This is a genomic window from Micromonospora sp. NPDC049048 (assembly GCF_043197615.1).
Lineage (GTDB): Bacteria > Actinomycetota > Actinomycetes > Mycobacteriales > Micromonosporaceae > Micromonospora.
Window position 1 is genome coordinate 1 of the sequence record NZ_JBICTM010000003.1, and the last position, 26,078, is coordinate 26,078.

Below are 26,078 nucleotides of genomic sequence, written 5' to 3' on the forward strand. Positions count from 1 at the left end.
ATGGTACTGCACTCGGGAGGGTGTGGGAGAGTAGGACACCGCCGGACAATCTTCCAGTTCAGGGTCACCCTTCGGGGTGACCCTGAACTGCGTTATCAGCCGTATTCGCTCCGCCGTTCGCCGGGTGGATCGGCTAGGTCGTGGCCAGCGAGGCAGGGTCTCGGCGTCGAGCTGGCGTGCCGGCGAAGCACTGAAGGCGCTTGACGTCCGTCCGGCCAGCTGACGGACGTCGACGGCGGGCGACTGGTGCGCTGGGACAGCCGGCTTTCGCCGGGCCGGGTAGCTCGCGCACCAGAGGCTGCGCGACGCCGCCCTCGCCGGCGTGTCGCTGACCGTGTGGCGCCCCGCTGACCGTGTGGCGTACCGCTCAATCGCGGGTCTGCATCTCCTCGCGCATGGCGCGGAACAGCCCGCCGGCGTCGTCGATCGAGCGGCCCGGGAACATCGCCATCACCACGCTGCCGTGGTCGGCCCAGCCACAGACCGCGAAGTCGCCGCCGTCGCCGCTGGTGGTGCCACACTTCATCACGCCGCCGAACCGGCCGGCGGGCACCTCACGCAGTCCCGTCACCTTGCCGGTCTCGTCGGTGAGCAGCTTGAAGAGACTGTCCAGGTCACGTTCCGGCTGCCAGAGCAGAGTCGTACCGCCGAAGATGAGCACCGAGCGCTTCTCGTCGGCCGGGTCGCGGTAGACGGTACCGAAGCTGCTGTCCAGGTCGATGTCTGCGGCGAACCCGCTACGCAGGTAGTCGGAGGTGCTGCGGGCCCGCTCGCTGTCGTCGCGTACGAGGCTCGCCACCCGGTCCGGGGTGGCCAGGTCGGCGTCCTTCTGCTCGGCCACCCGCCAGCCGGCCGTGCCGAGCACCGCCGCTCCCGCGAGCCCGACCAGCGCCGCCAGGGTCCACGCCACCTGCCGCCGCCTCGACCGTCCCGCCCGCCGCTCCGGGGAGTGTCCGGGGTCCCGGTTGCTGAGCTGGATGGGCTCGTCGGTCAGGTCGATCGGTGCAGGCCCGTCGACGGCCGGGCGATCGGTGAGATGTGCGTCGGACATAGCCGACACCGTACGCGAAGGGCAGGTGGCGCACGTCGGGTCCCGGGAAGCGCTCCGTAGACTTTCAGGGTGACCGAGAGACTGGATGCCCGACGCCCCGACGCCCCGACCCTTGCCGGCCAGTACCAGCCCGGCGAGGTAGAGCAGCGGCGGTACGAGCAGTGGGTAGCCGCCGGCCACTTCCGGGCGTCGGCGGACAGCGACAAGCCCCCCTTCACGATCGTCATCCCCCCGCCCAACGTCACCGGCTCTCTGCACATGGGCCACGCGTTCGAGCACACGCTCATGGACGCGCTGACCCGCCGCAAGCGGATGCAGGGCCATGAGGCGCTGTGGCTGCCCGGCATGGACCACGCTGGCATCGCGACCCAGAACCTGGTCGAGCGGCAGCTCGCCGGCGAGGGCCTCTCCCGGCACGACCTGGGGCGCGAGAAGTTCGTCGAGCGGGTGTGGCAGTGGAAGGCCGAGTCCGGTGGCGCGATCCTCGGCCAGATGCGGCGCCTCGGCGACTCCGTCGACTGGGACCGCGAGCGTTTCACCATGGACGAGGGCCTGTCCCGGGCCGTCCAGACCATGTTCAAGAAGCTCTTCGACGACGGGCTGATCTACCGGGCCAACCGGATCATCAACTGGTGCCCGCGCTGCCTGACCGCGCTCTCGGACATCGAGGTGGAGCACACCGACGACGACGGCGAGCTCGTGTCGATCCGCTACAGCGACGACGTCGTGGTGGCCACCACCCGGGCCGAGACGATGCTCGGTGACACCGCGGTCGCCGTACACCCCGACGACGAGCGCTACCGGCACCTGATCGGCACCGAGGTCGCCGTGCCGCTGACCGACCGGCGGATCCCGATCGTGGGCGACGAGCACGTCGACCCGAGCTTCGGCACGGGCATGGTCAAGGTGACCCCCGCGCACGACCCGAACGACTTCGAGATCGGCCAGCGGCACGGCCTGCCGTCGCTGACGATCATGGACGAGCGGGGCGTCATCACCGCGCCCGGCCCGTTCGAGGGCCTGGACCGCTACGAGGCCCGCCCCGCGATCGTCGCGGCCCTGCGTGAGCAGGGCCGGATCGTGGCCGAGAAGCGGCCGTACGTGCACGCGGTGGGGCACTGCTCCCGGTGCAAGACGACCGTCGAGCCGCGGCTGTCGCTCCAGTGGTTCGTCAACACCACGCCGCTGGCCAAGGCGGCCGGCGACGCGGTGCGCGACGGGCGGGTGAAGATCGAGCCGGCCGAGCTGGCAAAGCGGTACTTCGCCTGGGTCGACAACATGCACGACTGGTGCATCTCCCGGCAGCTCTGGTGGGGCCACCGCATCCCCGTCTGGTACGGCCCGGACGGCGAGATCGTCTGCGTCGGCCCGGACGAGCAGCCGCCGAGCGGCGCGGGCTGGCACCAGGACGAGGACGTGCTGGACACCTGGTTCTCCAGCGGCCTGTGGCCGTTCTCCACCCTCGGCTGGCCGGAGCAGACCCCGGACCTGGCGAAGTTCTACCCGACCAGCGTCCTGGTGACCGGCTACGACATCCTCTTCTTCTGGGTCGCCCGGATGATGATGTTCGGCCTGTACGCGATGGACGGCCGGCAGCCGTTCGACACGGTGGCCCTGCACGGCATGGTCCGCGACCAGTACGGCAAGAAGATGTCGAAGTCGTTCGGCAACGTCGTCGACCCGCTGGACTGGATCGACCGCTACGGCGCCGACGCCACCCGGTTCACCCTCGCCCGGGGCGCCAACCCGGGTGGGGACGTGCCCGTCAGCGAGGAGTGGTGCCAGGGCTCGCGCAACTTCTGCAACAAGCTCTGGAACGCCACCCGTTTCGCGCTGCTCAACGGCGCGCACACCGAGGGTCCGTTGCCGGCGGCCGACACGCTGTCGACGGTCGACCGGTGGATCCTGTCCCGGCTGGCGCACGTCACCGCCGAGGTGGACGAGCAGTTCGAGGCGTACGAGTTCGCGAAGGTCTGTGACCTGCTCTACCACTTCGCCTGGGACGACGTCTGCGACTGGTACGTGGAGCTGACCAAGCCGGTGCTCGCCGAGGGGGGCCCGGCCGCCGAGGCCACCCGCCGGGTGCTCGGTCACGTGCTCGACCAGATCCTGCGCTTGCTGCACCCGGTCATCCCGTTCGTCACCGAGGAGCTGTGGACCGCGCTGACCGGCGGCGAGACGGTGATGACGGCCGCGTGGCCGGTGGCCGACCGTACCGGCATCGACGACGCCGCGGAGGTCGAGGTCGGCACCCTCCAGCGGGTGGTGACCGAGATCCGGCGGTTCCGTTCGGACCAGGGGCTGCGCCCGACGCAGCGGGTCGCGGCGCGGCTCGACGGCCTGGCCGCCGCCGGCATCGCCGCGCACGAGCCGCTGATCCGGTCGCTGGTGCGCCTCGACGCGGCCGGCGACGGCTTCCAGGCCAGCGCGACGCTCGCCATGCCCGGCGAGGTGAGCGTGGCCCTGGACACCCGGGGGACGATCGACGTGGCCGCCGAGCGGGCCCGGCTGACCAAGGACCGGGCCGCCGCCGAGAAGGAGGCCGCGCAGGCGCGGGCGAAGCTCGGCAACCCGGCGTTCGTCGACAAGGCGCCGGAGCCGGTCGTCGCCAAGATCCGCGACCGGCTCGCCGTCGCCGAGGCCGACCTCGTCCGCATCGACGCCGCTCTGGAGGCGCTGCCCTCGTGACCGACCGCACCGATTTCGCCGCCGTCGAGGCCGAGCTGGCCGGCCGTGGGTTCACCCGCATGGCCTTCGAGCTGGACAAGATCGAGTCGCTGCTGGACCTGCTCGGCAGCCCGCAGCGGGCGTACCCGTCGGTCCACCTGACCGGCACCAACGGCAAGACCTCGACGGCCCGGATGATCGACTCGCTGCTGCGGGCGTTCGGGCTGCACACCGGCCGCTACACCAGCCCACACCTGGAGACCGTCCGGGAGCGGATCAGCCTGGACGGCGAGCCGGTGGACGAGGCGCGCTTCGTCGCCACGTACCGGGAGGTCGAGCCGCTGGCCCGGCTGGTCGACGAGCGCTCGGCGGAGCCGCTGACGTACTTCGACATGACCACCGCGCTGGCCTTCGCCACCTTCGCCGACGCCCCGGTGGACGTGGCGGTGGTCGAGGTGGGCCTGGGCGGGGCCGAGGACGCGACGAACGTGATCCAGGCCGGGGTGTGCGTACTCACCCCGGTCGGGCTCGACCACACCGAGTGGCTCGGCGACACGATCCAGGACATCGCGCTGGCCAAGGCGGGGATCATCCACAAGGGCGCGACGGTGATCTCCGCGGCGCAGGAGGAGGAGGCCGCGGGGCCGATCCTGGAGCGCTGCGCCGAGGTCGGCGCGACCATCGCCCGGGAGGGTGCCGAGTTCGGGGTGCTCCGGCGGGCCGTCGCGGTCGGCGGGCAGGTGCTCACCCTCCAGGGCCTCGGCGGGGTCTACGAGGAGGTCTTCATCCCGCTGCACGGCGCCCACCAGGCGCAGAACGCCGCGATGGCGTTGGCGGCGGTCGAGGCGTTCCTCGGCGCCGGGGCCAAGCGGCAGCTCGACGTCGAGGCGGTCCGGGAGGGCTTCGCCACCGCCAGCTCGCCCGGGCGGCTGGAGCGCGTACGCAGTGCGCCGACGATCCTGCTCGACGGGGCGCACAACCCGCACGGGATGGCCGCCACGGTGGCGGCGCTCCAGGAGGAGTTCGCCTTCAGCCGGCTGGTGGCGGTGGTCGGCGTCCTCGCCGACAAGGACGCGGCCAGCCTGTTGGAGCTGTTGGAGCCGGTGGTCGATCAGGTCGTGGTGACCCGCAACAGCTCGCCGCGGGCGCTGCCGGCCCGGGAACTGGCCACGCTGGCGGCCGAGGTCTTCGGACCGGAGCGGGTGGAGATGGCCGAGGAGATGCCGGACGCGATCGAGGCGGCGGTGGCGCTGGCCGAGGAGGACGTACCGGGGGAGCTGAGCGGGGTCGGGGTACTGGTCACGGGGTCGGTGGTGACCGTGGCCGACGCCCGCCGGCTGCTGAAGCGATGACGGGGCCGCAGCGCGTCCCCGCGGACGACGACCGCCCGGCCGGCGACCTTCCCGCCGGTACGGCGGACGGTACTTCTGACGACGGCGCGGCCCGGACGGCGGACGGCAGCCCGGCAGGTCGGCCGCCGCGCCGCTCCGGCCTGCGGAACCCGGAGCGGGCGGTCCGTGGTCTCGGCGCCGGCACCCTCAGCCTGGAGGCGCTGGTGCTGGTGCTGGCCATCCAGCCGATCCGGGTGGTCGGCGGCGACCTCGGCGGCGCGGCGATCGGGGCGGTCGTGGCGCTGGCCGTGGCGGCGGTGCTGCTGGCCGGCATGATGCGCCGGCCGTGGGCCTGGCACGCCGGCACCGCCCTCCAGGGGCTGTTGATGCTGGCCGGCCTGCTGCACTGGTCGCTGCTCGTGCTGGGCGTCGTCTTCGCCCTGGTGTGGGCCTACGCCCTGCACGTGCGCAGGGTCATCCTGGGCTGACGCCTCACGCCTCGGCGCGTTCGCGCCACTGGGTCAGGGCGATGCCGTGGCCGTCCGGGTCGCGGAACGCCGCCGCCCAGACCTCCAGCTTGGTGCCCCGGTTGACCACCCGGGGGGCGTACGTGAAGCGGACGCCCGTCCCGCGCAGCCGCTCGTACGCGGAACCGATGTCGTCGACCTCGAGGTTGACGTGCACCAGGCGGCGGCTGATGGGTGCCGCCTCGGTGACCTCCCGCAGCACGAGGCGGGTCGTCCCGGAGGCGAGGACCGCGTTGCCGGAGCCCCGGTCGACCTCGGTGAAGCCCAGGTCCCGGTAGAAGGCCAGCGAGCGGGGCAGGTCGGTGACCAGCAGGGTCAGGCCCACCCCGGCGATCGGGGCGCCGAACTCGTCGCCGGCCGTGGCGCTCTCCGCGTCCCGATCGTCGGCACCGGCCGCCGGCCCGGGACCGAAGATCGCCTCGTCCAGTTCCTCCGGGCTGATCCGTTCCTCGCGGATCCGGTCACGGGGCGGCGCGGGGTCGTCCAGGGGCAGGTCGAGCGGGTCCGCAGGCGCGGGCGGATCGAGGCGTTCGCCAGGCGCGTCGAACCGCTCCTCGGCGGGCGGGCGGGGCGTCGGGGTGGCCCGGCGCGGCAGGGTGGCGGCGGCGGGCTGCTCGACGAGCGTGCCCTCCAGCACGACGGGCCCACCCGGTCGCTGGTGCACCACGACGGGCTCGCGCTTCTCGATCGGCGTGACCTGGTCCTCACGGAGCGGATCGCCCAGCGGGTCGCCGACGGGGTCACCCAGCGGGTCGCCGACCGGCGTCCGCAGGTCGTCGCGGAAGTCGTCCCGGAAGTCGTCGTCCGGCGTCCGGTCCGCCCACGGCGGGGCCTCCTGCTGGATCAGTACGTCGTCCATCGGCTCGGCGCCCGCGTACTCGGGTGGCAGGTCGGCCGCGACGGCGGCGGCGGTCTCCGCGTGGGTGGGCACGTCCTCCCAGAGCACGCGGACGTGCCGCTGGTCGTCGAGGGCCACCCGGATCGGCAGCGTCTGGCCCAGCGACGGCCACTTCGCCACCGGCACCCGCGGCTCGATGATCTTCTTGGAGCGGGGCGGCAGCCCCGGGGCGTCGATCACCAGCTGGAGTTCGCAGCGGCCGAAGGCGTACTGGGTGGGCGGCTCGGAGGCGCTGTGCACGTGCCCGACGCCGACCACCCAGGTGCGACCGCCCCCGCGCACCGTGGCCAGCGCGATGGCCAGCACCAGCAGTGCCACCCCGAGCGCCACGATCGCCCAGCTCGTCATGCCGAGGCCGAAGAGGACGACGAAGGTGGCCACGGTGCCCAGCACCGCGGCGATCAGCTTGCGTACCGGTGCGATGGGTCGGTTCCCGCCATTCGCCACAGTGGACCTCCCGAGGGTCAAGGGCCAGGCTAGGCCGGATCGGCCGCCGGAGGAAGAACCGGCCGCCGCGCCGGCGCCGGGACCGGGTCGCTAGGCTGACCGTACCGACCCCGACCGCATTGTGCGTACAGGAGGAACCCAGCGTGTCCAGCAGCAGCCCCGATGAGCGCACCCTCGTACTGATCAAGCCCGACGCGGTCCGTCGCGGGCTGGTCGGCGAGGTGATCTCCCGCTTCGAGCGCAAGGGGCTGCGGATCGACGCCATGGTGCTCCGGACGATGGACGCCGCGCTGGCCGACGAGCACTACGCCGAGCACGTCGAGAAGCCGTTCTACCCGCCGCTGAAGGACTTCATGACCGGCGGCCCGCTGGTGGCGCTGGTGCTCTCCGGCGACCAGGTCATCGACGTGGTACGCGGGCTCGTGGGGTCGACCGACGGGCGCGCGGCGGCGGCCGGCACCATCCGCGGCGACCTCTCCCTGTCCAACCGGGAGAACCTGGTGCACGCCTCCGACTCGCCGGACAGCGCGAAGCGCGAGATCGGGCTCTGGTTCCCCGAACTGAGCTGATCCGCCCAGGTGTGCCAGCGGCCGGTGCGCGTCGAGCGCACCGGCCGCCTTGCGTCGTGGCGGGGGCCGTCACACCTCCGTGGGCAGGTCGTTGCGGCAGGTCACGGCGATGCGGTTCCACACGTTGATGGTGGCGATCGCCATCAGCAGGTCGGCGAGTTCCTTCTCCGACCACACCTTGGCCGCCGCGTCCCAGACGTCGTCGGGCACGCCGTGCTCGCCGAGCCGGGTCACCGCGTCGGTGAGCGCCAGCGCGGCCCGCTCCCGCTCGTCGAAGAAGGGCACCTCCCGCCAGGCGGCGACGGCGAAGAGCCGCCGGTCGGACTCGCCGGCCGCCAGCGCGTCCCGGCTGTGCATGTCGACGCAGAACGCGCAGCCGTTCAGCATCGACGCCCGCAGCTTCACCAGCGCCAGTACGGTGTGCCCCACGTTCGCCCGCACGTACTTCTCCAGCCCCAGCACGGCCTGGTACGCCTGCGGTGCCACCTCGGCCACGTTCATCCGCTGCATGACGATCTCCTCGGTCCGGTCGGTGTCGACACCCACCCGACGGCGTACGGAGGGCGCGGCGTGACACGAGCCGGACGTGACCCCGGTCACGGAGTCCGCCCCCGCCCTTGTCACGCCAGCTCACCAGGCGGTCGACCCGCCACCCGGGCGACACCTCGTGGACCCGTCGGTTACGGTGACACCGCCTGCTCGCACACACTTCGCCGGAGGACCAGTGCCGCTGCTCTACACCATCGGCAAGCTCACCGTGGCGCCCGCGCTCCGGCTGGCCTTCCGTCCGACCGTGGAGGGGTTGGAGCACATTCCGGAGACCGGTGGAGCGATCTTCGCGGGTAACCATCTCTCGGTCGCCGACGAGCTCTTCCTCGGCACCGTGGTGCCCCGGCACCTGGCGTTCTGGGCGAAGTCGGAGTACTTCACCGGCACCGGCCCGAAGGGCGCCTTCTCCAAGTTCGTGCTCACCGGCCTGGGCGCCATTCCGGTCGAGCGGGCCGGCGGGCGCGCGGCGCTGTCGGCGTTCGACGCCGCCATTCCGGTGCTCAAGGCCGGCGACCTGGTCGCGGTCTATCCGGAGGGGACCCGGTCGCCGGACGGCCGGCTCTACCGGGGGCGCACCGGGGCGACCCGGCTGGCGGTGGCGGCCGGCGTGCCGATCATCCCGGTCGGCATGACCGGCACCGACAAGGCCCAGCCCATCGGGACCCGGGTGCCCCGCCCCGGCCGCGCCAAGATCACTATCCGGTTCGGCAAGCCGCTGGACTTCACGGGCCGGCCGGACGACCGCACGTCGCTGCGCGAGATGACCGACGAGGTCATGGCCGAGATCCAGAAGCTCACCGGCCAGGAGTACGTGCCCCGCTACGCCCCGCCGCGCGCGCACTCCGCCACCTCGGGCGACGCCCCGGCCTGAGCCGCCACGGGTGAGGCTGCCCGCCGCGCAGCTTGTCCGTCGCGCAGCTTCTCCCAACGACGTCGCGGCCCGACGTCACGCCCCGCCGCAGGCCGCGATCAGCCGGCGACAGCCACCGCCCTGCTCGCGTGGCGTCGGTCGGGCGGCGAGAACCTACTTCTGGTTGGTCGTGACCGTCTGATCCCGCAGGGTGCCGAGCAGGGTGGCGCTGTCGTCGAGGGAGAGGCGGGTGAAGACCGCGGTGGTGATGCTGCCGTGGTCGACCGAGGTGCACACCACCACGTCCTGACCGTCGGCGCGGCCCACGGCGCAGCGTTGGTGCCGGCCGCGTACGCCGGTGTCGACCACCTGGGCCTCGCCGAGGGAGTACTGCTCGGTGAGCCGGACCATCTCGTCCTCCGCGTCCGACTCCGGCGTGAACCGGAACCCGGTGCCGCCGAAGACCGTCACCCGCTTCCCGGCGGGCGTGCCGTAGACGCCCGCGAAGGTGTCCTCGGCCAGCCAGTGCGCCTTGCGTACCTCGGCCTCCAACTGCTTGGCGGTCGCCTTGCTGGTGTTGTCGTCGCGCAGCCGCAGGTCGGCCACCTCGGCGGGCAGGGCGGCGTCGGCCGGGTACTGCGACGCCATCGGCACGCCGTAGTAGGCCGGGCAGCCGCAGCAGCAGGCCACCATGAACAGCAGGAACCACGGCCAGCGGCGTCGCCGGCGGGCGGGCTTCGGGGCGTACCCCTTGGGGGCCTGCTGCTGCGGTGGTGGCCCGGCCGGGGGCGTTGTCGCCCGGCGCTGCCTCGGCGGCGCGGGCGGAGGTGGCGGGGGTGGCGCCGGCCGGGAAGGCACGGGCGTCCGGGACGCCGGCGGCGAGACCGGGTAGGCCGCGGGCGGCGGGGAGACGGGGTACGCGGGCGGTGGGGCGGCCGGGTACCCGACCCGGGGCGGCTCGGGGCGCGGCGGCTCCGGCGCTGCGGGGGAGTGGACGGGCGGCGCCGGTGGCCCGGAGTACGGCCTGGCCGCCGGCGCCGTGGGGTACGGCAGCGTCGGTGTCGGCGGGGGCGGCGGTGCGGCCGGCGGGAGGTCCCACCCGCCGGTGTCGGCGCCCGCCCACGGATCGACCGGGGTGAGATGCTCGGGCGGCTCCGGCGGGAGTTCCGGCGCCGGGACCGGGACCGGGGGAATCTCGGCGGACTCGCCCCAGGCCCGCTTGCGCGGCTTCGGCGGGGGAACCGCCGCGGAACCGCTCCACCGGGGCGTGGGCGGCTCGGCCGGTTGCTCGTCGGCGCGGAACATCCGGGTGCCCTGCGGCCCGACGGCCGGCACGTCGTCGTCGGGCAGCAGGCGGGTGCCCTCGGGACCGGCGGCCGGCGGGCCGTCCCCGGGCAGCAGGCGGGTGCCCTCGGGACCGGCGGCCGGCGGGCCGTCCCCGGGCAGCAGACGGGTGCCCCCGGGACCGGTGTCGGCCGTGCGCTCGGCTGCCGGGTGCCGCGGCTCCTCCGGCCCGGCGTCCCGCGCCCCGGCCCCGCCCGGGTCCTGCCGTGCGGTGGCGTCGGCGCGGCCCTGCGGCCCGACGTGGCCCCCGTCCTGTCCGAGGTCGGCCGTCGCGGCTGGCCCGGTCTCGTCGGTGGGCAGCTCACGGGTGCCCTCCGGGCCCGGGCCGCCGTCGGCGGCGGGCGCTGCGGGGGAGGTCGGGGTTTCCTCGGTGACCGCCGGATCCTGACCCTGGTCCCGACCCGGGGGGCTCCCGTCGGCCGGCCGGTCCGTGCCCGGCTGCGGCTGCGGCATCGCGGCAATCTCCTCTCGCGCCGGTCCGAGGTTAGTACCGACGCGCCAGCGGGGCGATCCGGGTCACCACCCGGCGCCTGCCGGTGGCGTCCGACCCGACCGGCGAGCTGGCACCCCCGCGCGGGGTCACGGGGCCGCCGCGCCCGCCCGTGGCGTGGCGCAAGGCGTGCGCGCGGTGGCCGCCGTCGGGCCGCGTACCCTTGGGCATCATGAGCGTCCCGTCCACCACGCCGCGCCCCGCCGCGGCCAATTCCGGCGACGGCACCAGCGTGGCGCCGCGCCGCGACTACGAGCCGTCGGTCTGGCCACGGCTGGAGCCGTTGCTGCCCCAGGTGACCAAGCCCATCCAGTACGTCGGTGGCGAGCTAGGCGCGGTGGTCAAGGACTGGGACGCGGCGACCGTGCGCTGGGCGCTGATGTACCCCGACGCCTACGAGGTCGGCCTGCCCAACCAGGGCGTGCAGATCCTCTACGAGGTGCTCAACGAGCTGCCCGACGTGCTCGCCGAGCGGACCTACGCGGTCTGGCCGGACCTGGAGAAGCTGATGCGCGCGCACGCCGTGCCGCAGTTCACCGTCGACGCGCACCGCTCGGTGCGCGACTTCGACGTCTTCGGCGTCTCGTTCTCCACCGAGCTGGGCTACACGAACCTGCTCACCGCGATCGACCTGGCCGGCATCCCGCTGCTGGCCGCCGACCGTACCGACGCCGATCCGGTGATCGTGGCCGGCGGCCATGCCGCGTTCAACCCGGAGCCGATCGCCGACTTCGTCGACGCCGCCGTGCTCGGCGACGGCGAGGAGGCGGTTCTGGAGATCACCGGGATCGTGCGGGAGTGGAAGGCCGAGGGCTCCCCGGGCGGGCGTGACGAGCTGCTGCTGCGCCTGGCGCGCACCGAGAGCGTCTATGTGCCGCGCTTCTACGACGTGGACTACCTCCCCGACGGCCGCATCCAGCGGGTCGTGCCGAACCGGGCGGACGTGCCGTTCCGGGTGCACAAGCGCACGACCATGGACCTGGACGCCTGGCCGTACCCGAAGAAGCCGCTGGTGCCGCTCGCGGAGACGGTGCACGAGCGGTACGCGGTGGAGATCTTCCGGGGCTGCACCCGGGGCTGCCGGTTCTGCCAGGCCGGCATGATCACCCGGCCGGTGCGCGAGCGCAGCATCACCACGGTCGGGCAGATGGTGCGCGAAGGGCTGGAGTTCTCCGGCTTCCACGAGGTGGGCCTGCTGTCGTTGTCGTCGGCCGACCACTCCGAGATCGGCGACATGTGCTCGGGCCTGGCCCAGCAGTACGAGGGCACCAACGTCTCGCTCTCGCTGCCGTCGACCCGGGTCGACGCGTTCAACATCGACCTCGCGCAGGAGTTGTCGCGCAACGGCCGGCGCACCGGTCTGACCTTCGCCCCCGAGGGCGGGTCGGAGCGGATCCGCAAGGTCATCAACAAGATGGTGTCGAAGGAAGACCTGATCCGCACCGTCGTGACCGCGTACACGAACGGCTGGCGGCAGGTGAAGCTGTACTTCATGTGCGGCCTGCCCACCGAGACCGACGAGGACGTCCTCGAGATCGCGGACATGGCCCACGAGGTGATCCGGGCCGGCCGGGCCGCCACCGGCTCGAAGGACATCCGCTGCACGGTCTCCATCGGCGGGTTCGTGCCGAAGCCGCACACCCCGTTCCAGTGGGCGCCGATGGAGCGGCCGGAGGTCATCGACGGCCGGCTCAGGATGCTCAAGCAGGCGATCAACGCGGACCGGTCGCTCGGGCGGGCGATCGGCTTCCGCTACCACGACGGCGAGCCGTCGCTGATCGAGGGCCTGCTCAGCCGGGGCGACCGCCGCGTCGGCGCGGTGATCCGCCGGGTCTGGGAGGACGGCGGCCGGTTCGACGGCTGGAGCGAGCACTTCTCCTACCAGCGCTGGGTGACCGCGGCGGCCGAGGTGCTGCCCACCTTCGGGATCGACCTCGACTGGTACACCACCCGGCAGCGCGACGAGCTGGAGGTCCTGCCGTGGGACCACCTGGACTCGGGCCTGGACAAGGACTGGCTCTGGCAGGACTGGCAGGACGCGCTCAGCGAGTACGAGCAGGACGACTGCCGGTGGACCCCGTGCTTCGACTGCGGCGTCTGCCCGTCGATGGACACCGAGATCCAGATCGGCCCGACCGGCAGGAAGCTGCTCCCGCTGACCCCGGTCAACGGCTTGAAGCTCCCCACCCCCGCCCAGCACTGATCCCCCCCCACCCGGGCCCCATCTCCGTTGGTCATGACGTTGTCGTCACCGCCACGGCGGGTCGTCGACGACAACGTCATGACCAACGAGCACTGACCGAACGAGGAGCACGACGATCAGCAGGAAACCACAGCCAGAGGGCGGTCAGGCACCCGTCGTGCAGCGGGTCCGGATCCGGTACGCCAAGCGCGGCCCGCTGCGCTTCACCTCGCACCGGGACTTCGCCCGGGCGTTCGAGCGGGCGCTGCGCCGGGCGGGCGTGCCGATCGCCTTCTCCCAGGGCTTCACCCCGCACCCCAAGATCTCGTACGCCAGCGCGGCCCCGACGGGTGTGGCGAGCGAGGCCGAGTACCTGGAGATCGGCCTGCGCGAGCAGGTCGACCCGGCGGAGCTGCGCGCGGCACTGGACGCCGCCCTCTCGCCGGGGCTCGACGTGCTCGACGCTGTCGTGGCCACCGGGGGAAGTCTTGCCGACCGGATCGAGGCGTCACACTGGCGTATCGAGCTGCCCGAGGTCGACCCGTCGGTCCTGCAACGGGCGGTTTCCGCCTTCACGGCCGCCGAAGAGGTGCTGGTCGAGCGGATGACCAAGCAGGGTCGACGCACCTTCGACGCGCGGGCGGCGGTGATCCGCATCGATGTGATCGCGTCGCCGGAGACGCCTTCCGGGGCCGCAGCCGTACCGTGTGCGATACTCGAACTGGTCGTGCGGCAGGTCACCCCCTCCGTACGGCCCGATGACGTCCTTTCCGGCCTCCGCGTGGTGGCCGACCTGGAGCCGCCGGTCTCGCCGAGGGTGATCCGGCTGGCACAGGGCACGCTGACCGCGCAGGATGCGATCGCGGATCCGTTGGACGCGGACCGCGACGGGGCAACCATCGGTGAACGCTGACCGTCGGTCGGCGTTCAGGTAGGCAGACTTCGGCGGTCGCGCACCGTGCGCGCCCGGCGGAAACACTTTTGCGGCAACCCTGCGTGGCAGCGCTCACCCGCGCCCGGGGCAGCCAGAACTGGAGAACGTCCATGCTCGAGAACGAGCCCGAGGGCGGCGAACGGACCGGTTCACAGCCGGCCGGTGAGACCGCCGACAGCAGCACCGTCGAGAACCCCGCCGGGGGGCCGGACGCGGCCGACGCCGCGACCGGCGAGGCCGAGCAGGCTCCCGCCGCGCCGGTGCGGCGGCGTACCACCCGGCGGCGGACCGCACCGCTGAACCAGCCTGAGCAGACCGAGGCGCCGGTCGAGGCGTCGACGACGCCCGTGCCGGGCAGCGGCGAGGCTCCGCAGGCCGAGGTGCTGGCCCCCGTCTCCGGCGACCTCGACGCCGCCCCGAAGGCGACGCGCCGCCGCCGTAAGGCCACCACCGCGAAGGCCGCCGAGGCCACCGCGGCGCAGCCCGCCGACGCCGCCGGACAGGCCCCCGACGCTGCCGCGCCAGCCGCCGGGGAGGCGCCGGCCGCAGTGGACCAGGCGCCCGCCGAGCCGGCCGCGCCGCCGGTCAAGGCGACGCGTACCCGCCGGAAGAAGGCCGCCCCCGCGGCGGCCGAGCCGGCCGCGGAGGCCCCGACCGACGCCGCCGGGCAGCCGTCGGTCGACACCGGGGTCGCGCCGGAGGCCGGCACCGGGTTCGGCGCCGCCGCGCCGCCCGTCGCCGCCAGCGGCGCCGAGGCCCGCGCCGGCGAGGTTCCCCCGGGCGTGACGGTCACCCCGTCCGTCGAGGAGGAGCCGACCGAGGCGACCGAGCCGGTCGTGGAGCCCGAGCCGGTCGTCGAGCCTGAGCCCGAGCCCCGCACCCGCCGCCGGCGGGCCGCGCTCTCCGCGCCCACCGTCCTCTTCATGGCGCCGCAGCCGGAGGACGTCCCGGTCGTCCGGGTCGTGGCCCCGGCCCCCGTTGCGGAGCCCGAGCCCGAGCCGGAGGAGCCCGCCGCCGAGGAACCGGCCGAGCCCGCGCGCCGTCGCCGGCGTGGCCGCCGTGACGTCGAGGCGGCCGAGGTCGTCGAGCCCGAGGAAGCTGCCGAGGAGACCGACGAGGCCGCCGAGGAGGACGAGGACGAGGACGAGAGCGCCGCGGCCCGCCGCCGGCGCCGGCGCGGTCGCCGTGGCCGGGGCCGGGGCAAGGGCGGCGCGGACGAGGCCGAGGACGAGGAGGCCGAGGAGACCGCGCAGGCCGAGGCGGAGGAGGCCGAGGGCGACGAGGACGAGGAGGCCGACGGCGACGCGCTGACGCGCCGCCGTCGCCGTCGCCGCCGCCGGGGCGCCGGTGACGTCGAGGCGGGCGCCGACGACGGCGTGCCGACCGTCGTCAAGATCCGCGAGCCGCGCAAGACCGTCGACGAGGTGCAGGGCGTCTCCGGCTCCACCCGGTTGGAGGCCAAGCGGCAGCGCCGCCGCGACGGCCGCGAGCAGCGCCGTACCCGGCCGCCGATCCTCAGCGAGTCGGAGTTCCTGGCCCGCCGCGAGGCGGTCGACCGGGTAATGGCCGTACGCCAGCGCGGCGACCGGACCCAGATCGCCGTCCTGGAGGACGGGGTGCTCGTCGAGCACTACGTCACCCGCAGCTCCTCGGGCACGATGGCCGGCAACGTCTACCTCGGCAAGGTGCAGAACGTCCTGCCCAGCATGGAGGCGGCCTTCGTCGACATCGGGCGCGGGCGCAACGCCGTCCTGTACGCCGGCGAGGTCAACTGGGACACCACCGGGCTGGAGGGGCGGGCCCGCTCGATCGAGCAGGCGCTGCGCTCCGGCGACTCGGTGCTCGTGCAGGTCACCAAGGACCCGATCGGGCACAAGGGCGCCCGACTGACCAGCCACATCGCGCTCTCCGGCCGGCACCTGGTCTACGTGCCCCACGGCAACGCCTCCGGGATCAGCCGCAAGCTGCCCGACAACGAGCGCAAGCGGCTGCGGGACGTGCTGAAGAAGCTCGTGCCGGACGGCGCGGGCGTGATCGTCCGGACCGCCGCCGAGGGCGCCAGCGAGGACGAGTTGGCGCGCGACGTCAAGCGGCTCCAGGCGCAGTGGGAGGACATCCAGGCCAAGGCGGCCGAGGGCGGCGCCCCGGTCCTGCTCTACGAGGAGCCGGACCTGGTCATCCGGGTCGTCCGGGACCTGTTCAACGAGGACTTCCGCGAGCTGGTGATCGAGGGCGAGCAGTCGTACGACATCGTCGAGTCGTACCTGTCGCACGTCTCGCCCGACCTGGTTCCCCGGCTGCGCCGGCACGTCGGCACCACCGACGTCTTCGCCGAGTACCGGATCGACGAGCAGATCATCAAGGCGCTGGACCGCAAGGTCTTCCTGCCCTCCGGCGGCTCGCTGGTGATCGACCGCACCGAGGCGATGACGGTCGTCGACGTCAACACCGGCAAGTACACCGGCTCCGGGGGCAACCTGGAGGAGACGGTCACCCGGAACAACCTGGAGGCGGCCGAGGAGATCGTCCGCCAGCTCCGGCTGCGCGACCTCGGCGGCATCGTGGTGATCGACTTCATCGACATGGTGCTGGAGTCCAACCGTGAGCTGGTGCTGCGCCGGCTGACCGAGTGCCTGGGCCGGGACCGCACCAAGCACCAGGTCACCGAGATCACCTCGCTCGGGCTGGTGCAGATGACCCGCAAGCGGATCGGCGCGGGCCTGCTGGAGGCGTTCAGCGAGACCTGCGAGTGCTGCAAGGGCCGGGGCCTGATCATCCACACCGAGCCGGTGCCGGAGAAGCCGCGTACGGGCGGGGGCGGCGCGGGGGAGAAGGTCAAGGCGGTCGCCTCGGCGGTGGCCGCCCCGGCGGCGGAGCCGGCCGCCGGCTCGTCCCGGCGCCGGGCGCGCAAGAGTGCGCCGGCCGAGCGCACCGTGGCCGAGGTGACCGAGCCCGTCGCCGACGCCACCCCGGACACCGACTACCACGACACCATGGGCTACGACCTGTCCCGCTACGAGGCGGACACCACCGCCGCTGCCGGGGTCGCCGACAGCCAGACGGGCGAGTCGGCCCGGCTGGCCGCCCCGGACGACCCGGACGCGCTCTCCGACGCCGACGGCGACGAGTCGGAGGGCGGCACCGGCCGGCGTCGTTCGCGCCGCAGCGGCGCGCGGCGGCGTACCCGGCCGTGACCGGCTGACCGACCCGGCGTGTGACAGGGCCCCTTCCCGGTGATATCCGGCGGGAGGGGCCCTGTCGTATGGTCGATCTCCGGCCAATGATCGGCCGCCTGCGGTCAGGAGAAGAACCATGCGCCGTCTGCTCGCCGTCACCGCGCTCACCGCTGTCCTGCTCGCCGGCGGCGGGTGCGCGGCCGAGCGACCGGAACGGGCTGCCCCACCCGGCGGCACCTCGGCCGGTGGCGCCGTCCCGGACGGGTCCACCGGCGGCGGGGCCCCGGGAGCCGGCAGCGGGGCGGCCGGCGGCAACGCCCCCGAGGTGTGCGCCTCGGCACAGCGGGCCGGCGAGACCGCCGTGCGGACGTACGTCGAGGAACTCGGCAAGATGGTCGCGGCGGTCGGGGCGGACGACGCGGCGGAGGCGCGGACCGCCCGCGAGCGCATCTCCACCGCGCTGACCGAGTGGCGCAGCGCGCTGCGGCGCGAGTCGACCCGGGCCGAGGACGCGCAGCTCAAGACGCTTCTCGCGGACATGGCGGCGGAGGTCGGCACGCTGGGCACCGACGTCGACTCGATCGACGAGACCGAACTGGACCGGCTCCGGCAGCGCCTCGACCAGCTCTGCGCCCGCTGACGGGCGGGCCCGGTTTGGGCGTCGGCCCTCCCATGGCGTACGCTGACCTGCGGCGCACTTTGGTGTGCCGAGTTCTCGCGTGCCCGCGCCGCCGTGCCTCTGCTACCCGGCGAGCCGCCGCGGGAACGACCGACCGGCAACGGTGGGAAAAGACGCTAGCAGCCTCAACGACAGGGAGTCCGCCTCCGATGTACGCGATCGTCAAGACCGGCGGCAAGCAGTACAAGGTCGCCGAGGGCGACGTGATCGAGGTCGAGAAGCTCGTCGGTGCCCCCGGCGACGCGGTGAAGCTCACCGCGGTGCTCCTCGTCGACGGTGACGACCTGGTGACCGACGCGGCGAAGCTTGCCAAGGTCGCGGTGTCCGGCGAGATCGCCGCGCACACCAAGGGCCCGAAGATCCGGATCCACAAGTTCAAGAACAAGACCGGCTACCACAAGCGCCAGGGTCACCGCCAGCCGTTGACCCAGGTCAAGGTGACCGGCATCTCCAGCGGGAAGTAGGTCGTCCTCAGATGGCTCACAAAAAGGGTGCGTCCAGCTCGCGCAACGGCCGTGACTCCGCGGCGCAGCGGCTCGGCGTGAAGCGCTTCGGTGGTCAGGTCGTCAGCGCGGGTGAGATCCTCATCCGTCAGCGTGGCACCAAGTTCCACCCCGGTGACCTGGTCGGCCGCGGCGGAGACGACACGCTCTTCGCGCTGGCCGCCGGTTCGGTCCAGTTCGGCACCAAGCGCGGTCGCAAGACCGTCAGCATCGTGCCGCAGCAGTAGTTCGAAGGCGTTGCGGGCCGCGGACCTCGTGTCCCGGCCCGCTTTGCTTTTTTCGTGCGGGGCGTGAACCTCGCTGGAAGGATTGACGTCCGTGGCGACGTTCGTTGACCGGGTCGTCCTGCACCTGCAGGCCGGCGATGGTGGGCACGGTTGTGTCTCGATCCACCGGGAGAAGTTCAAGCCGTTCGGCGGCCCCGACGGCGGCAACGGCGGGCACGGCGGCAGCGTGTCCCTGGTGGTCGACCCGCAGGTGACGACGCTGCTGGACTTCCACTTCCGTCCGCACGTGAAGGCCGAGAACGGCAAGGGCGGCGCCGGATCGAACCGGGACGGCGCCAACGGCCGCAACCTCGTGCTCAAGGTGCCGAACGGCACGGTCGTGCAGGCCACCGACGGCACGGTCCTGGCCGACATGGTCGGCGCCGGCACGACCTTCGAGGTCGCCCGGGGCGGGCGCGGCGGCCGGGGCAACGCGTCGCTGGCGAACGCCCGGCGCAAGGCCCCCGGCTTCGCCGAGCTGGGCGAGCCCGGCGAGCAGCTCGACGTGGTGCTGGAGCTCAAGAGCGTCGCCGACGTCGGGCTGGTGGGCTTCCCGTCGGCCGGCAAGTCGTCGCTGATCTCGGTCATCTCCGCGGCCAAGCCGAAGATCGCCGACTATCCGTTCACCACGCTGGTGCCCAACCTGGGCGTGGTGCGGCTGGACAACCACACCTTCACCGTCGCCGACGTGCCCGGCCTGATCCCCGGTGCGGCCACCGGCAAGGGGCTGGGCCTGGAGTTCCTCCGGCACATCGAGCGCTGCGCGGTGCTGGTGCACGTCATCGACACCGCCACGCTGGAGCCCGGGCGGGACCCCGTCGCCGACATCGACACCATCGAGGCCGAGCTGACCGAGTACGGCGGCCTGGCCGACCGTCCCCGGCTGGTGGCGCTCAACAAGGTCGACGTGCCGGACGGCCGGGACCTGGCCGAGATCGTCCGCCCCGACCTGGAGGAGCGCGGTTTCCGCGTGTTCGAGGTCTCCGCGGCGACCCGGGAAGGGCTGAAGGAACTCATGTACGCCATGGCGGAGCTGGTGGAGCAGGGACGCACCGCGGCCCCGCCGGCCGAGCCGACGCGGATCGTGATCCGGCCCCGGGCGGTCGACGACGCCGGTTTCACCATCGAGGCCGCGCCGGACGGCGCCTGGGTCGTACGCGGCGTCCGTCCCGAGCGGTGGGTGCGGCAGACCAACTTCGACAACGACGAGGCCGTCGGCTACCTGGCCGACCGGCTGGCCCGCCTGGGCGTCGAGGAGAAACTGGGCAAGGCCGGTGCGGAGCCGGGCGACCTGGTCCGCATCGGCGAGCGGGAGTTCGACTGGCAGCCCACCCTCTACGCGGGTGCCGACTTCATCCCCGGCAACCGGGGCACCGACGTCCGGCTCGAGGAGAAGTCCAGCCGGGCCTCGGCCGCCGAGCGGCTGGCGGCCCGCAAGGCCCGCCGGCAGCGCCCGGAGGACGAGTTCGAGGGCACCGACGCCGACGTCTCGGACGACCTCGACCCGGCGCCGGGGGACGCCTTCGACGAGGCCGGCCCCACCCGGGAGGCCGGCGGCTCCGGCGACGCGGGCCCGACGCAGGGGTATGGCCTGTCCCGCACCGCCGCGCAGGACGACGCCGAATAGCTCGGCGCGCTCCGCTAGCGGGTCGACTGCCGGAAACCTGCCCGAAATCCCCGCCACCTAGCGTGGCCTGATGCTGATCGAGTCACGCCCCGCCACCGACCCGGAGATCGACGCCCTGGTCACCGCCCAGCAGCGCGAACTGCGGGTGGCCGACGGCGGGCTGGAAGGCCAGGCGACCGCCACCCACGACGACATCCGCTACCTGGTGGTGGTCGCCGACGGGCGGGCGGTCGCCTGCGGCGGGATCCAGGCGCTCGACGCCGACGCCGCCGAGGTGAAGCGGATGTACGTCCGCCCGGTGTACCGGGGGCGGGGCATCGCCCGGCAGCTGTTGACCGCGTTGGAGGAGTTGGCCTTCCAGCAGGGGTACGGGGTGCTCCGCCTGGAGACCGCCACGTACCTGCCGGCCGCGATCGGGCTCTACACCTCCAGCGGGTACGAGCCGATCCCGGTCTACGGCGAGTACGTCAGCAACCCGTACAGCCTCTGTTTCGCCAAGCGGCTGCGCGTGCCGGCCTGACGGCGCCCGGTCCGGCGGGTCAGTCGCCGGTGTGCGCGTGCGCGGCGGTGACCGGCTTCGACTCCGGCGAGGCGTGCTGACGGAGGAAGACACTCAGCACGATCAGCGTGCCGACCGCGAGGAACTCGCTCTGCCAGTTCTGCATCGACTGGAACCAGAACTCGCTGGTGCCGAGGAACTCCCACACGCCGACCGGCGGCGCCCCGCTCTGCATCGCCTGCTCCTCGTTGTAGTGGGCGGTCCCGCCGAGCAGGTGGCCGACGAACGAACCGAGGAAGATCAACAGCAGCGCGATGGAGAGGCTGTTGCGGTAGACCACCAGGGGCAGCCCGCCGGCGCGTACCGGCCAGGGCGAGTCGACGGTGGCGCGCCGCTCGTCGTCCTCGGGCCGGTCGGTCTGCCCCACCGGCTTCGACTCCGCCGACCCGCGCTGCACCAGGTAGGCGGTGAGCAGGACGTAGCCGCCCATCTGGAGGAACTCCGACTCCCAGTTCTCGAAGACCGACTCCACGAAGTGCCCGCTGCCGAGGTACGCCAGCCAACTCGTCGGCGCGGCCCCGAGTTCCGCCAGCTCCTCGTTGCGGGTCTGCCAGCCGAACACGCTCTGGAGCACCAGGAAGACCAGGAACGCCCCGAACATCGCCACGGTCAATGCGTTGTCACGCAGCCACCTCGGCATGACGACCTCCCAGTTGACGGGCCTCCGACCTCCCTGCCCGGACGCGGTGCCGGGCAAACGTCCTTTCTGCCCGGATTCGGCACCGGGTGAACGCCGCGGTGCGGCGAGGAGTCAGGGGCGGTCGAAGGGGTCGTCCAGCCGGGTGCCCGTGCCGAACTGGTTGGAGAGCAGCAGCCCGAGGGCGAGCATGCCGAAGCCGAGGACCAGGTGCAGGTAGTTGTCGGCGTCGTTGACCGGGATGAAGTTCGCGGCGCTCTCCCGGTCGATCGCGAAGCCGTACAACCAGAGCCCGAGGTAGAGGGCGCCGCCGCCGGCCAGGAAGAGCCGGGCCCCGGCGATGCTGCGGGCCAGCACCAGGCCGGCCAGCCCGAAGCCCAGGTGCAGCGCGTTGTGCAGGATCGACACCTGGAACAGGCCGAGCAGCCGGGCCTCGGAGTGGTGACCCGCGAACGTCATGTCGTCGTAGCCGGTCGTGACGCCCGGGATGAACCCGAGCACCCCGACCAGGATGAAGATCCCGGCCGCGGCCACGGCGGCCAGTTGCACCCGCGGCTTGCGTCCCCGGGGGCCGCCGCGTGCGTTCCGTGCCATCGATTCACCTCCGTGGACCCGCGGAACGCCCTGTTCGCGGCACCGGCAGCGAGGGGTGTCCGTCACTCTGCGCGACGGATTCGACGCGCAATCCGGCGATCCTCCATTTTGTAGCGGCCCGGCGGCGGCTCCGCAGGGAAAGTCACGAAGGAGGTATGGAACTGGATACGCAGGGTAGGTCAACAGTTGCGACGGCAGGAACCGGCCGGCGCATCCCCCCAGCACAGAACCGCGAAGACTTTCCGAGCGGAAGGGAAATCATGACCTACGATCTGTCACCCACGACCTCCACGTACGGGCAGGAGTCGACCAACGGCAGCGGTGTCCGCGAGCAGGCCCGTCAGGTCGGCTCGGAGGCCAAGCACGCCGGCGGCGCCGTCGCCGAGACCGCCAAGGAGCAGGGCAGGGAGGTCGTCGGCGAGGCGAAGCGCCAGGCGCGCGACCTCTACGGCGAGGCCCGCAGCCAGCTCGCCAGCCAGACCGGTGAGCAGCAGCGGCGGGCCGCCGGTGGGCTCCGCTCGCTGGCCGACGAGATGCGCTCGATGGCCGAGCAGGGCGGCCAGGGTGGCCCGGTGAGCGAGATCGCCCGCCAGGCCGCCGACCGCGTGCACGGCGTGGCCGGCTGGCTGGAGCAGCGCGAACCCGGCGACATCATCGCCGAGGTGCGTGGCTACGCGCGCCGCAACCCGGGCACCTTCCTGGTCGGCGCCGCCGTGCTCGGCGTACTCGCCGGCCGGCTGACCAAGAACATCTCCGCCGGCGACGGCCAGGACGGCAACGGCTACCCCGCGTACGACCCGGAGCGCACCGCGGTCATCCCGACCCCGCCGGCCCCGCGCGCCGTGCCGGACGCCGTGCCGCCGGGCGGCTACCTCGACCCGACCCCGGGCGCGTACGCCGACCCGCAGACGACGACCAGCTACGCCGACCCCGCCGGTGGCGTCGGCCAGCCGCTGCCGCCGGTGAGCCAGACCGACCCGCTGCCGGGCGTCCCGTCGACCGGTACCACCCGTCCGTGAGCCCACGAACCACCCGAAGGGAGGCGGCGGCATGAGCATGCCGACGCAGGGGGCGGGACTGAACTCCGGTCACCACCCCCACGACGCGGACGAGGTCAGGGGCAGCTCGATCGGTGAGCTGATGCGCCAGGTCACCAGTGACCTGTCCACCCTGATGCGGCAGGAGGTCGAGCTGGCCAAGGCCGAGATCCGCCAGGAGGGCAAGAAAGCGGGCAAGACCGCCGGCTTCTTCGGCGGCGCCGGCTTCGGCGGCTACATGGTGGCCCTCTTCCTCTCGCTGGCCCTCTGGGCCGGGCTGTCCAACGTGATGGACGCCGGCTGGGCGGCCCTGATCGTGGCCGTCATCTGGGGCGCGATCGCCGCGGTCCTCTACACCAAGGCCAAGAGGAGCGCCGAGCAGATCCGCGGCCTCAAGCAGACCAACGACAGCGTGCAGCGGATTCCCGACGCGCTCAAGCCCCACCCGCAGGAGGTCACCCGATGAGCACCGACCCGGACCAGATCCGCCGGGAGATCGAAGCCACCCGGAGCAACCTGAGCTCCGACGTGGACGCGCTGGCGTACAAGGTCAGCCCCGCCCGCATCGTCGACGACCGTAAGCAGCGGGCCCGCAACGCACTGCAGAATGTGAGGGACAAGGTGATGGGAACCGCTTCCGACCTGGGTCACAGCACCAAGCACGGCGCCCACACGGTGGGTGACCACGCCTCCTCGGCGGCATCCACCGTGAGCGACAAGGCGCACTCGGCGGCCTCGACGGTCAGCGACGCCGCGCACCGCGCGCCGCACGTGATCCGGCAGAAGTCCGAGGGCAATCCGCTGGCCGCCGGCCTGATCGCCTTCGGCGTCGGCTGGCTCGCCTCCTCGCTGATCCCGGCGACCCGCCGCGAGCAGCAGGTGGCGTCGCAGGTCAAGGAGCGGGCGGGCGAGCACGCCGGGGCGGTGAAGGAGAAGCTCGGTGAGGTCGCCAACGAGCTGAAGGAGGAGCTGCGCGAGCCGGCGCAGCACGCCACCGAGGCGGTCCGGTCCACCGCCCAGGACGCGGTGCACGCCGTCAAGGACGACACCCGTTCGGCCGCGCACGACGTGAGGGACCAGGCGCAGCAGTCCCGCGAACAGGTGCGGTACTGACCGGCCGGTCACCGTACGCCGCAGCTCGCGGCCACTCCCGGAACACCGTCCCGGGTAGTGGCCGCGAGCTGTCGTGTGCGTCCCGGTCGTGTCTCCGGCACGCGCGGCGTGCGGGCGCGGGGTCGGCGGTGTGCCGGGTCGCGCGGGGTCAGCGGTGGTGGCGGCGGAGGGTGCGCTCGAAGTGGGCGGCGCGGCGTACCCGGCCGCCGGCGTAGCGGACCCCGCCGAAGAGCAGCCGCCGGCCGACGGCGAGCCAGCCGCACACGCCGCGTTCCAGCACCCAGAGCGGGGCGGCGAGGGCGGTCCGCGGCGGGAACACCGCGCCGCCCCCGCCCCGGCGCCGGCCCACCTCGGCCAGCGCCACCGTGGTCGCGGCCGCCCCGAACACCAGCCCCGGTCGCCGGCGCGCGACCGCCGTCGCCAGCGCCGGCAGGACCGCGAGCGAGGCCACCAGGCGGACCGGCTGGGCCAGGTCGTCGTACGCCTGGCGGACCCGCTGACCCAGGAAGTGGGCGGTGTCGGGCGGCAGCCGGCGTACGTGCAGCCAGGCGGGTGCCGCCTCCGTCCCCCCGTACGCGCGCACGGTGCGGATCAGCTCCAGGTTCTCGAAGAGCACGTCCGGGTCGTACCCGCCCATGGCGAGGAAGGTGCTCCGGCGTACCGCCAGGGTGCCGGGATAGTCGGCGCCGAGCGCCCGGTTGAGCAGGGTACGCCCGGTGTCCCACCAGGCGTGCCAGGGCAGCGGGTCGAAGTAGTTCTGCGGCCGGACCAGGTCCACCCGGTCCAGCAGCAGGTGCACGGCGCGCAGCCCCGCGTCGTCGTACCGGACGTCGTCGTCGGCGATCACCACGTGCTCGTGCCGGGCCGCGCTGACGCCGGTGAGCACCCCGGTCACCTTGCCGTTGACGCCGCGCAGGGCGGGATCCGGCCGCAGGTGCCGGACCAGGCCACGCCAGTCCCGGGCGTGCCGGGCGAACCGCTCCGGGGGTGACCCGTCGACCACGGTCACGTCGACCCGGGTGGCCAACCAGCGCAGGTACCCGGTCAGCCCGGCCAGGCCGGCGTCGTCGGTCCAGCGCAGCGGCAGGACGTACGCCATGGGGAGCCGGTCGACGCCCGGCGCCGGGACGGCACCGCCCTCGACGCCGGCGGCGCCATCCCGGCGAGCGGCACCGGGTGCGCCGCGGGCGGCATCGGCGGTGCCGCCGTCGTGCGGGGGACCGGTCGGGCGGGCCGGCGCGCTCACGCCGACTCCGGCAGCCGGTAGACGGAGACGTGCTCGCGGCTGTGGTCGGTGAACGGCCGGCCGGTCCAGTCCTCCCACCGGTGCTCCCGGCGCATCCCGGCCAGCTCGGCCATCAGGTCCAGCTCCGCCGGCCAGGCGTAGCGGTGGTTGGCCGGCAGCAGTTGCACGCCGTCGCTGCTGAAGCGGATCTTCGTGGTGGTCATCCGCTGCTCGGCGGGGTGCAACAGGGCCGCCTCCAGCAGTACGGCGTCCTCGGCCACCCGCACCGGCCGCAGGGCGGCACCGGCGTGGAACGCGCCGGGATCGGGCGTCCAGGCCTCGACCACGAACCGACCACCGGGACGAAGGTGGGCGGCGGCGTTGCGGAAGCAGGCCACCTGGGCGGCCTGGTCCGGCAGCGCGAAGATCGTGTTGAACGCGAGCAGCACCAGGGCGAACTCGCCGGGCACCCGGGTCGTGGAGAAGTCGCCGACGGCCACCTCGATCGCGTCCCCGCCGGGTTTGGCGCGCAGCCCGGCAGCCATCTCCGGGGAACCCTCGACCCCGGCGACGGTCAGCCCCCGGGCGGCCAGCGGCAGGGCCAGCCGACCGGTGCCGATGCCGAACTCGCACACCGGCCCGCCGTCGGCCAGCTCGGCGAGCCGCGCCACCGCCGCGTCCGGCGTCAGGTGCGCGTACGTCTCGTCGTAGACGTCCGCGACCTGCCGGCCGTACGCGCTGGCGTCGAAGGACACGGTGCCTCCCGATGGCGGTGGGTGCCCGCAGCAGGTGCCCGGTTATGCGGCGACCAAACCGGCGTGTC

The 26,078-nt window shown here is 73.4% G+C and carries 23 protein-coding genes and 1 pseudogene; 16 read left to right on the plus strand and 8 right to left on the minus strand.

Annotation, left to right across the window (positions count from 1 at the left end):
* Positions 1 to 367: 367 nt before the first annotated feature.
* A complete protein-coding gene (locus ACGFIG_RS10635; RefSeq protein WP_393001431.1) occupies positions 368 to 1,051 on the minus strand; it encodes a hypothetical protein in 684 nt (227 codons plus the stop codon).
* Between the two features lie 69 nt (positions 1,052 to 1,120).
* Here ACGFIG_RS10635 and ACGFIG_RS10640 point away from each other — a divergent pair, with 69 nt between their 5' ends.
* From ACGFIG_RS10640 to ACGFIG_RS10650, 3 genes are read left to right on the plus strand one after another with little or no spacing between them, the layout of a single operon-like run.
* Positions 1,121 to 3,739 carry a valine--tRNA ligase gene (locus ACGFIG_RS10640; protein ID WP_393001433.1) on the plus strand — a complete coding sequence of 873 codons (2,619 nt, stop codon included), beginning with the start codon at positions 1,121 to 1,123 and terminating at the stop codon, positions 3,737 to 3,739.
* Complete coding sequence (locus ACGFIG_RS10645; protein WP_393001435.1) at positions 3,736 to 5,070, plus strand: bifunctional folylpolyglutamate synthase/dihydrofolate synthase; 1,335 nt, start codon at positions 3,736 to 3,738, stop codon at positions 5,068 to 5,070. The genes ACGFIG_RS10640 and ACGFIG_RS10645 overlap by 4 nt, the downstream gene beginning before the upstream one ends.
* Positions 5,067 to 5,537, plus strand: coding sequence for a DUF4233 domain-containing protein (locus ACGFIG_RS10650; RefSeq protein WP_393001437.1), 471 nt, complete (start codon positions 5,067 to 5,069; stop codon positions 5,535 to 5,537). The genes ACGFIG_RS10645 and ACGFIG_RS10650 overlap by 4 nt, the downstream gene beginning before the upstream one ends.
* A gap of 4 nt (positions 5,538 to 5,541) precedes the next feature.
* On the opposite strand, the gene ACGFIG_RS10655 is transcribed toward ACGFIG_RS10650, so the two are convergent.
* Positions 5,542 to 6,921, minus strand: a complete 1,380-nt coding sequence (locus ACGFIG_RS10655) for a VOC family protein (protein WP_393001439.1) — start codon at positions 6,919 to 6,921, stop codon at positions 5,542 to 5,544.
* A gap of 143 nt (positions 6,922 to 7,064) precedes the next feature.
* On the opposite strand from ACGFIG_RS10655, the gene ndk reads away from it, so the two are divergent.
* Positions 7,065 to 7,490: a nucleoside-diphosphate kinase gene (ndk, locus tag ACGFIG_RS10660; protein ID WP_393001441.1), complete on the plus strand. Its 426-nt coding sequence runs from the start codon at positions 7,065 to 7,067 to the stop codon at positions 7,488 to 7,490.
* 69 nt (positions 7,491 to 7,559) lie between these two features.
* On the opposite strand, the gene ACGFIG_RS10665 is transcribed toward ndk, so the two are convergent.
* On the minus strand, positions 7,560 to 8,000 hold the full coding sequence (locus ACGFIG_RS10665) for a carboxymuconolactone decarboxylase family protein (RefSeq protein WP_393002855.1): 441 nt from the start codon (positions 7,998 to 8,000) through the stop codon (positions 7,560 to 7,562).
* 214 nt (positions 8,001 to 8,214) lie between these two features.
* Between ACGFIG_RS10665 and ACGFIG_RS10670 the strand changes: the two genes are divergently transcribed.
* Positions 8,215 to 8,910 carry a lysophospholipid acyltransferase family protein gene (locus tag ACGFIG_RS10670; RefSeq protein WP_393001443.1) on the plus strand — a complete coding sequence of 232 codons (696 nt, stop codon included), beginning with the start codon at positions 8,215 to 8,217 and terminating at the stop codon, positions 8,908 to 8,910.
* A gap of 153 nt (positions 8,911 to 9,063) precedes the next feature.
* Here ACGFIG_RS10670 and ACGFIG_RS10675 read toward each other — a convergent pair whose 3' ends face one another.
* Positions 9,064 to 10,194, minus strand: a complete 1,131-nt coding sequence (locus ACGFIG_RS10675; protein ID WP_393002857.1) for a hypothetical protein — start codon at positions 10,192 to 10,194, stop codon at positions 9,064 to 9,066.
* Positions 10,195 to 10,895: 701 nt separating this feature from the next.
* On the opposite strand from ACGFIG_RS10675, the gene ACGFIG_RS10680 reads away from it, so the two are divergent.
* From ACGFIG_RS10680 to ACGFIG_RS10715, 8 genes and pseudogenes are all read left to right on the plus strand, one after another.
* Positions 10,896 to 12,926 carry a TIGR03960 family B12-binding radical SAM protein gene (locus ACGFIG_RS10680; protein ID WP_393001445.1) on the plus strand — a complete coding sequence of 677 codons (2,031 nt, stop codon included), beginning with the start codon at positions 10,896 to 10,898 and terminating at the stop codon, positions 12,924 to 12,926.
* Between the two features lie 157 nt (positions 12,927 to 13,083).
* Positions 13,084 to 13,818, plus strand: a complete 735-nt coding sequence (locus ACGFIG_RS10685) for a TIGR03936 family radical SAM-associated protein (protein ID WP_393001447.1) — start codon at positions 13,084 to 13,086, stop codon at positions 13,816 to 13,818.
* Between the two features lie 131 nt (positions 13,819 to 13,949).
* Positions 13,950 to 17,033: a ribonuclease E/G gene (locus ACGFIG_RS10690; protein WP_393001449.1), complete on the plus strand. Its 3,084-nt coding sequence runs from the start codon at positions 13,950 to 13,952 to the stop codon at positions 17,031 to 17,033.
* Positions 17,034 to 17,151: 118 nt separating this feature from the next.
* Positions 17,152 to 17,655: a hypothetical protein gene (locus ACGFIG_RS10695; protein WP_393001451.1), complete on the plus strand. Its 504-nt coding sequence runs from the start codon at positions 17,152 to 17,154 to the stop codon at positions 17,653 to 17,655.
* A gap of 188 nt (positions 17,656 to 17,843) precedes the next feature.
* Positions 17,844 to 18,158 carry a 50S ribosomal protein L21 gene (gene rplU, locus ACGFIG_RS10700; protein WP_088975625.1) on the plus strand — a complete coding sequence of 105 codons (315 nt, stop codon included), beginning with the start codon at positions 17,844 to 17,846 and terminating at the stop codon, positions 18,156 to 18,158.
* A gap of 11 nt (positions 18,159 to 18,169) precedes the next feature.
* On the plus strand, positions 18,170 to 18,424 hold the full coding sequence (gene rpmA / locus ACGFIG_RS10705; protein WP_013288010.1) for a 50S ribosomal protein L27: 255 nt from the start codon (positions 18,170 to 18,172) through the stop codon (positions 18,422 to 18,424).
* 91 nt (positions 18,425 to 18,515) lie between these two features.
* Positions 18,516 to 19,958: pseudogene (gene obgE / locus ACGFIG_RS10710) on the plus strand (GTPase ObgE); the annotation flags it as partial.
* Positions 19,959 to 20,160: 202 nt separating this feature from the next.
* On the plus strand, positions 20,161 to 20,610 hold the full coding sequence (locus ACGFIG_RS10715; protein ID WP_393001453.1) for a GNAT family N-acetyltransferase: 450 nt from the start codon (positions 20,161 to 20,163) through the stop codon (positions 20,608 to 20,610).
* 19 nt (positions 20,611 to 20,629) lie between these two features.
* Here ACGFIG_RS10715 and ACGFIG_RS10720 read toward each other — a convergent pair whose 3' ends face one another.
* Both ACGFIG_RS10720 and ACGFIG_RS10725 read right to left on the minus strand, forming a co-directional pair.
* Entirely contained in the window at positions 20,630 to 21,289 is a 660-nt protein-coding gene (locus tag ACGFIG_RS10720) for a DUF6766 family protein (protein ID WP_393001455.1), read from the minus strand.
* A 111-nt stretch (positions 21,290 to 21,400) separates the two neighbouring features.
* Positions 21,401 to 21,880 carry a DUF4383 domain-containing protein gene (locus ACGFIG_RS10725; RefSeq protein WP_393001457.1) on the minus strand — a complete coding sequence of 160 codons (480 nt, stop codon included), beginning with the start codon at positions 21,878 to 21,880 and terminating at the stop codon, positions 21,401 to 21,403.
* Between the two features lie 260 nt (positions 21,881 to 22,140).
* Between ACGFIG_RS10725 and ACGFIG_RS10730 the strand changes: the two genes are divergently transcribed.
* From ACGFIG_RS10730 to ACGFIG_RS10740, 3 genes are read left to right on the plus strand one after another with little or no spacing between them, the layout of a single operon-like run.
* Entirely contained in the window at positions 22,141 to 22,899 is a 759-nt protein-coding gene (locus ACGFIG_RS10730) for a hypothetical protein (protein ID WP_393001459.1), read from the plus strand.
* 31 nt (positions 22,900 to 22,930) lie between these two features.
* Positions 22,931 to 23,383: a phage holin family protein gene (locus ACGFIG_RS10735; protein WP_393001461.1), complete on the plus strand. Its 453-nt coding sequence runs from the start codon at positions 22,931 to 22,933 to the stop codon at positions 23,381 to 23,383.
* Entirely contained in the window at positions 23,380 to 24,030 is a 651-nt protein-coding gene (locus tag ACGFIG_RS10740) for a DUF3618 domain-containing protein (protein WP_393001463.1), read from the plus strand. The genes ACGFIG_RS10735 and ACGFIG_RS10740 overlap by 4 nt, the downstream gene beginning before the upstream one ends.
* A gap of 148 nt (positions 24,031 to 24,178) precedes the next feature.
* Here the strand turns inward: ACGFIG_RS10740 and ACGFIG_RS10745 are convergent, their stop codons facing one another.
* Both ACGFIG_RS10745 and ACGFIG_RS10750 read right to left on the minus strand, forming a co-directional pair.
* Complete coding sequence (locus tag ACGFIG_RS10745; protein WP_393001465.1) at positions 24,179 to 25,276, minus strand: glycosyltransferase; 1,098 nt, start codon at positions 25,274 to 25,276, stop codon at positions 24,179 to 24,181.
* Positions 25,273 to 26,010, minus strand: a complete 738-nt coding sequence (locus ACGFIG_RS10750; RefSeq protein ID WP_393001467.1) for a class I SAM-dependent DNA methyltransferase — start codon at positions 26,008 to 26,010, stop codon at positions 25,273 to 25,275. The genes ACGFIG_RS10745 and ACGFIG_RS10750 overlap by 4 nt, the downstream gene beginning before the upstream one ends.
* Positions 26,011 to 26,078: the final 68 nt, after the last annotated feature.

Coding starts and splice junctions, on each gene's coding strand:
- ACGFIG_RS10635 (WP_393001431.1), bottom strand. CDS start 1,051: ATGTCCGACGCACATCTCACCGATCGCCCGGCCGTCGACGGGCCTGCA.
- ACGFIG_RS10650 (WP_393001437.1), top strand. CDS start 5,067: ATGACGGGGCCGCAGCGCGTCCCCGCGGACGACGACCGCCCGGCCGGC.
- ACGFIG_RS10665 (WP_393002855.1), bottom strand. CDS start 8,000: ATGCAGCGGATGAACGTGGCCGAGGTGGCACCGCAGGCGTACCAGGCC.
- ACGFIG_RS10675 (WP_393002857.1), bottom strand. CDS start 10,194: ATGTTCCGCGCCGACGAGCAACCGGCCGAGCCGCCCACGCCCCGGTGG.
- ACGFIG_RS10680 (WP_393001445.1), top strand. CDS start 10,896: ATGAGCGTCCCGTCCACCACGCCGCGCCCCGCCGCGGCCAATTCCGGC.
- ACGFIG_RS10690 (WP_393001449.1), top strand. CDS start 13,950: ATGCTCGAGAACGAGCCCGAGGGCGGCGAACGGACCGGTTCACAGCCG.
- ACGFIG_RS10695 (WP_393001451.1), top strand. CDS start 17,152: ATGCGCCGTCTGCTCGCCGTCACCGCGCTCACCGCTGTCCTGCTCGCC.
- rplU (WP_088975625.1), top strand. CDS start 17,844: ATGTACGCGATCGTCAAGACCGGCGGCAAGCAGTACAAGGTCGCCGAG.
- rpmA (WP_013288010.1), top strand. CDS start 18,170: ATGGCTCACAAAAAGGGTGCGTCCAGCTCGCGCAACGGCCGTGACTCC.
- ACGFIG_RS10715 (WP_393001453.1), top strand. CDS start 20,161: ATGCTGATCGAGTCACGCCCCGCCACCGACCCGGAGATCGACGCCCTG.
- ACGFIG_RS10720 (WP_393001455.1), bottom strand. CDS start 21,289: ATGCCGAGGTGGCTGCGTGACAACGCATTGACCGTGGCGATGTTCGGG.
- ACGFIG_RS10725 (WP_393001457.1), bottom strand. CDS start 21,880: ATGGCACGGAACGCACGCGGCGGCCCCCGGGGACGCAAGCCGCGGGTG.
- ACGFIG_RS10730 (WP_393001459.1), top strand. CDS start 22,141: ATGACCTACGATCTGTCACCCACGACCTCCACGTACGGGCAGGAGTCG.
- ACGFIG_RS10735 (WP_393001461.1), top strand. CDS start 22,931: ATGAGCATGCCGACGCAGGGGGCGGGACTGAACTCCGGTCACCACCCC.
- ACGFIG_RS10740 (WP_393001463.1), top strand. CDS start 23,380: ATGAGCACCGACCCGGACCAGATCCGCCGGGAGATCGAAGCCACCCGG.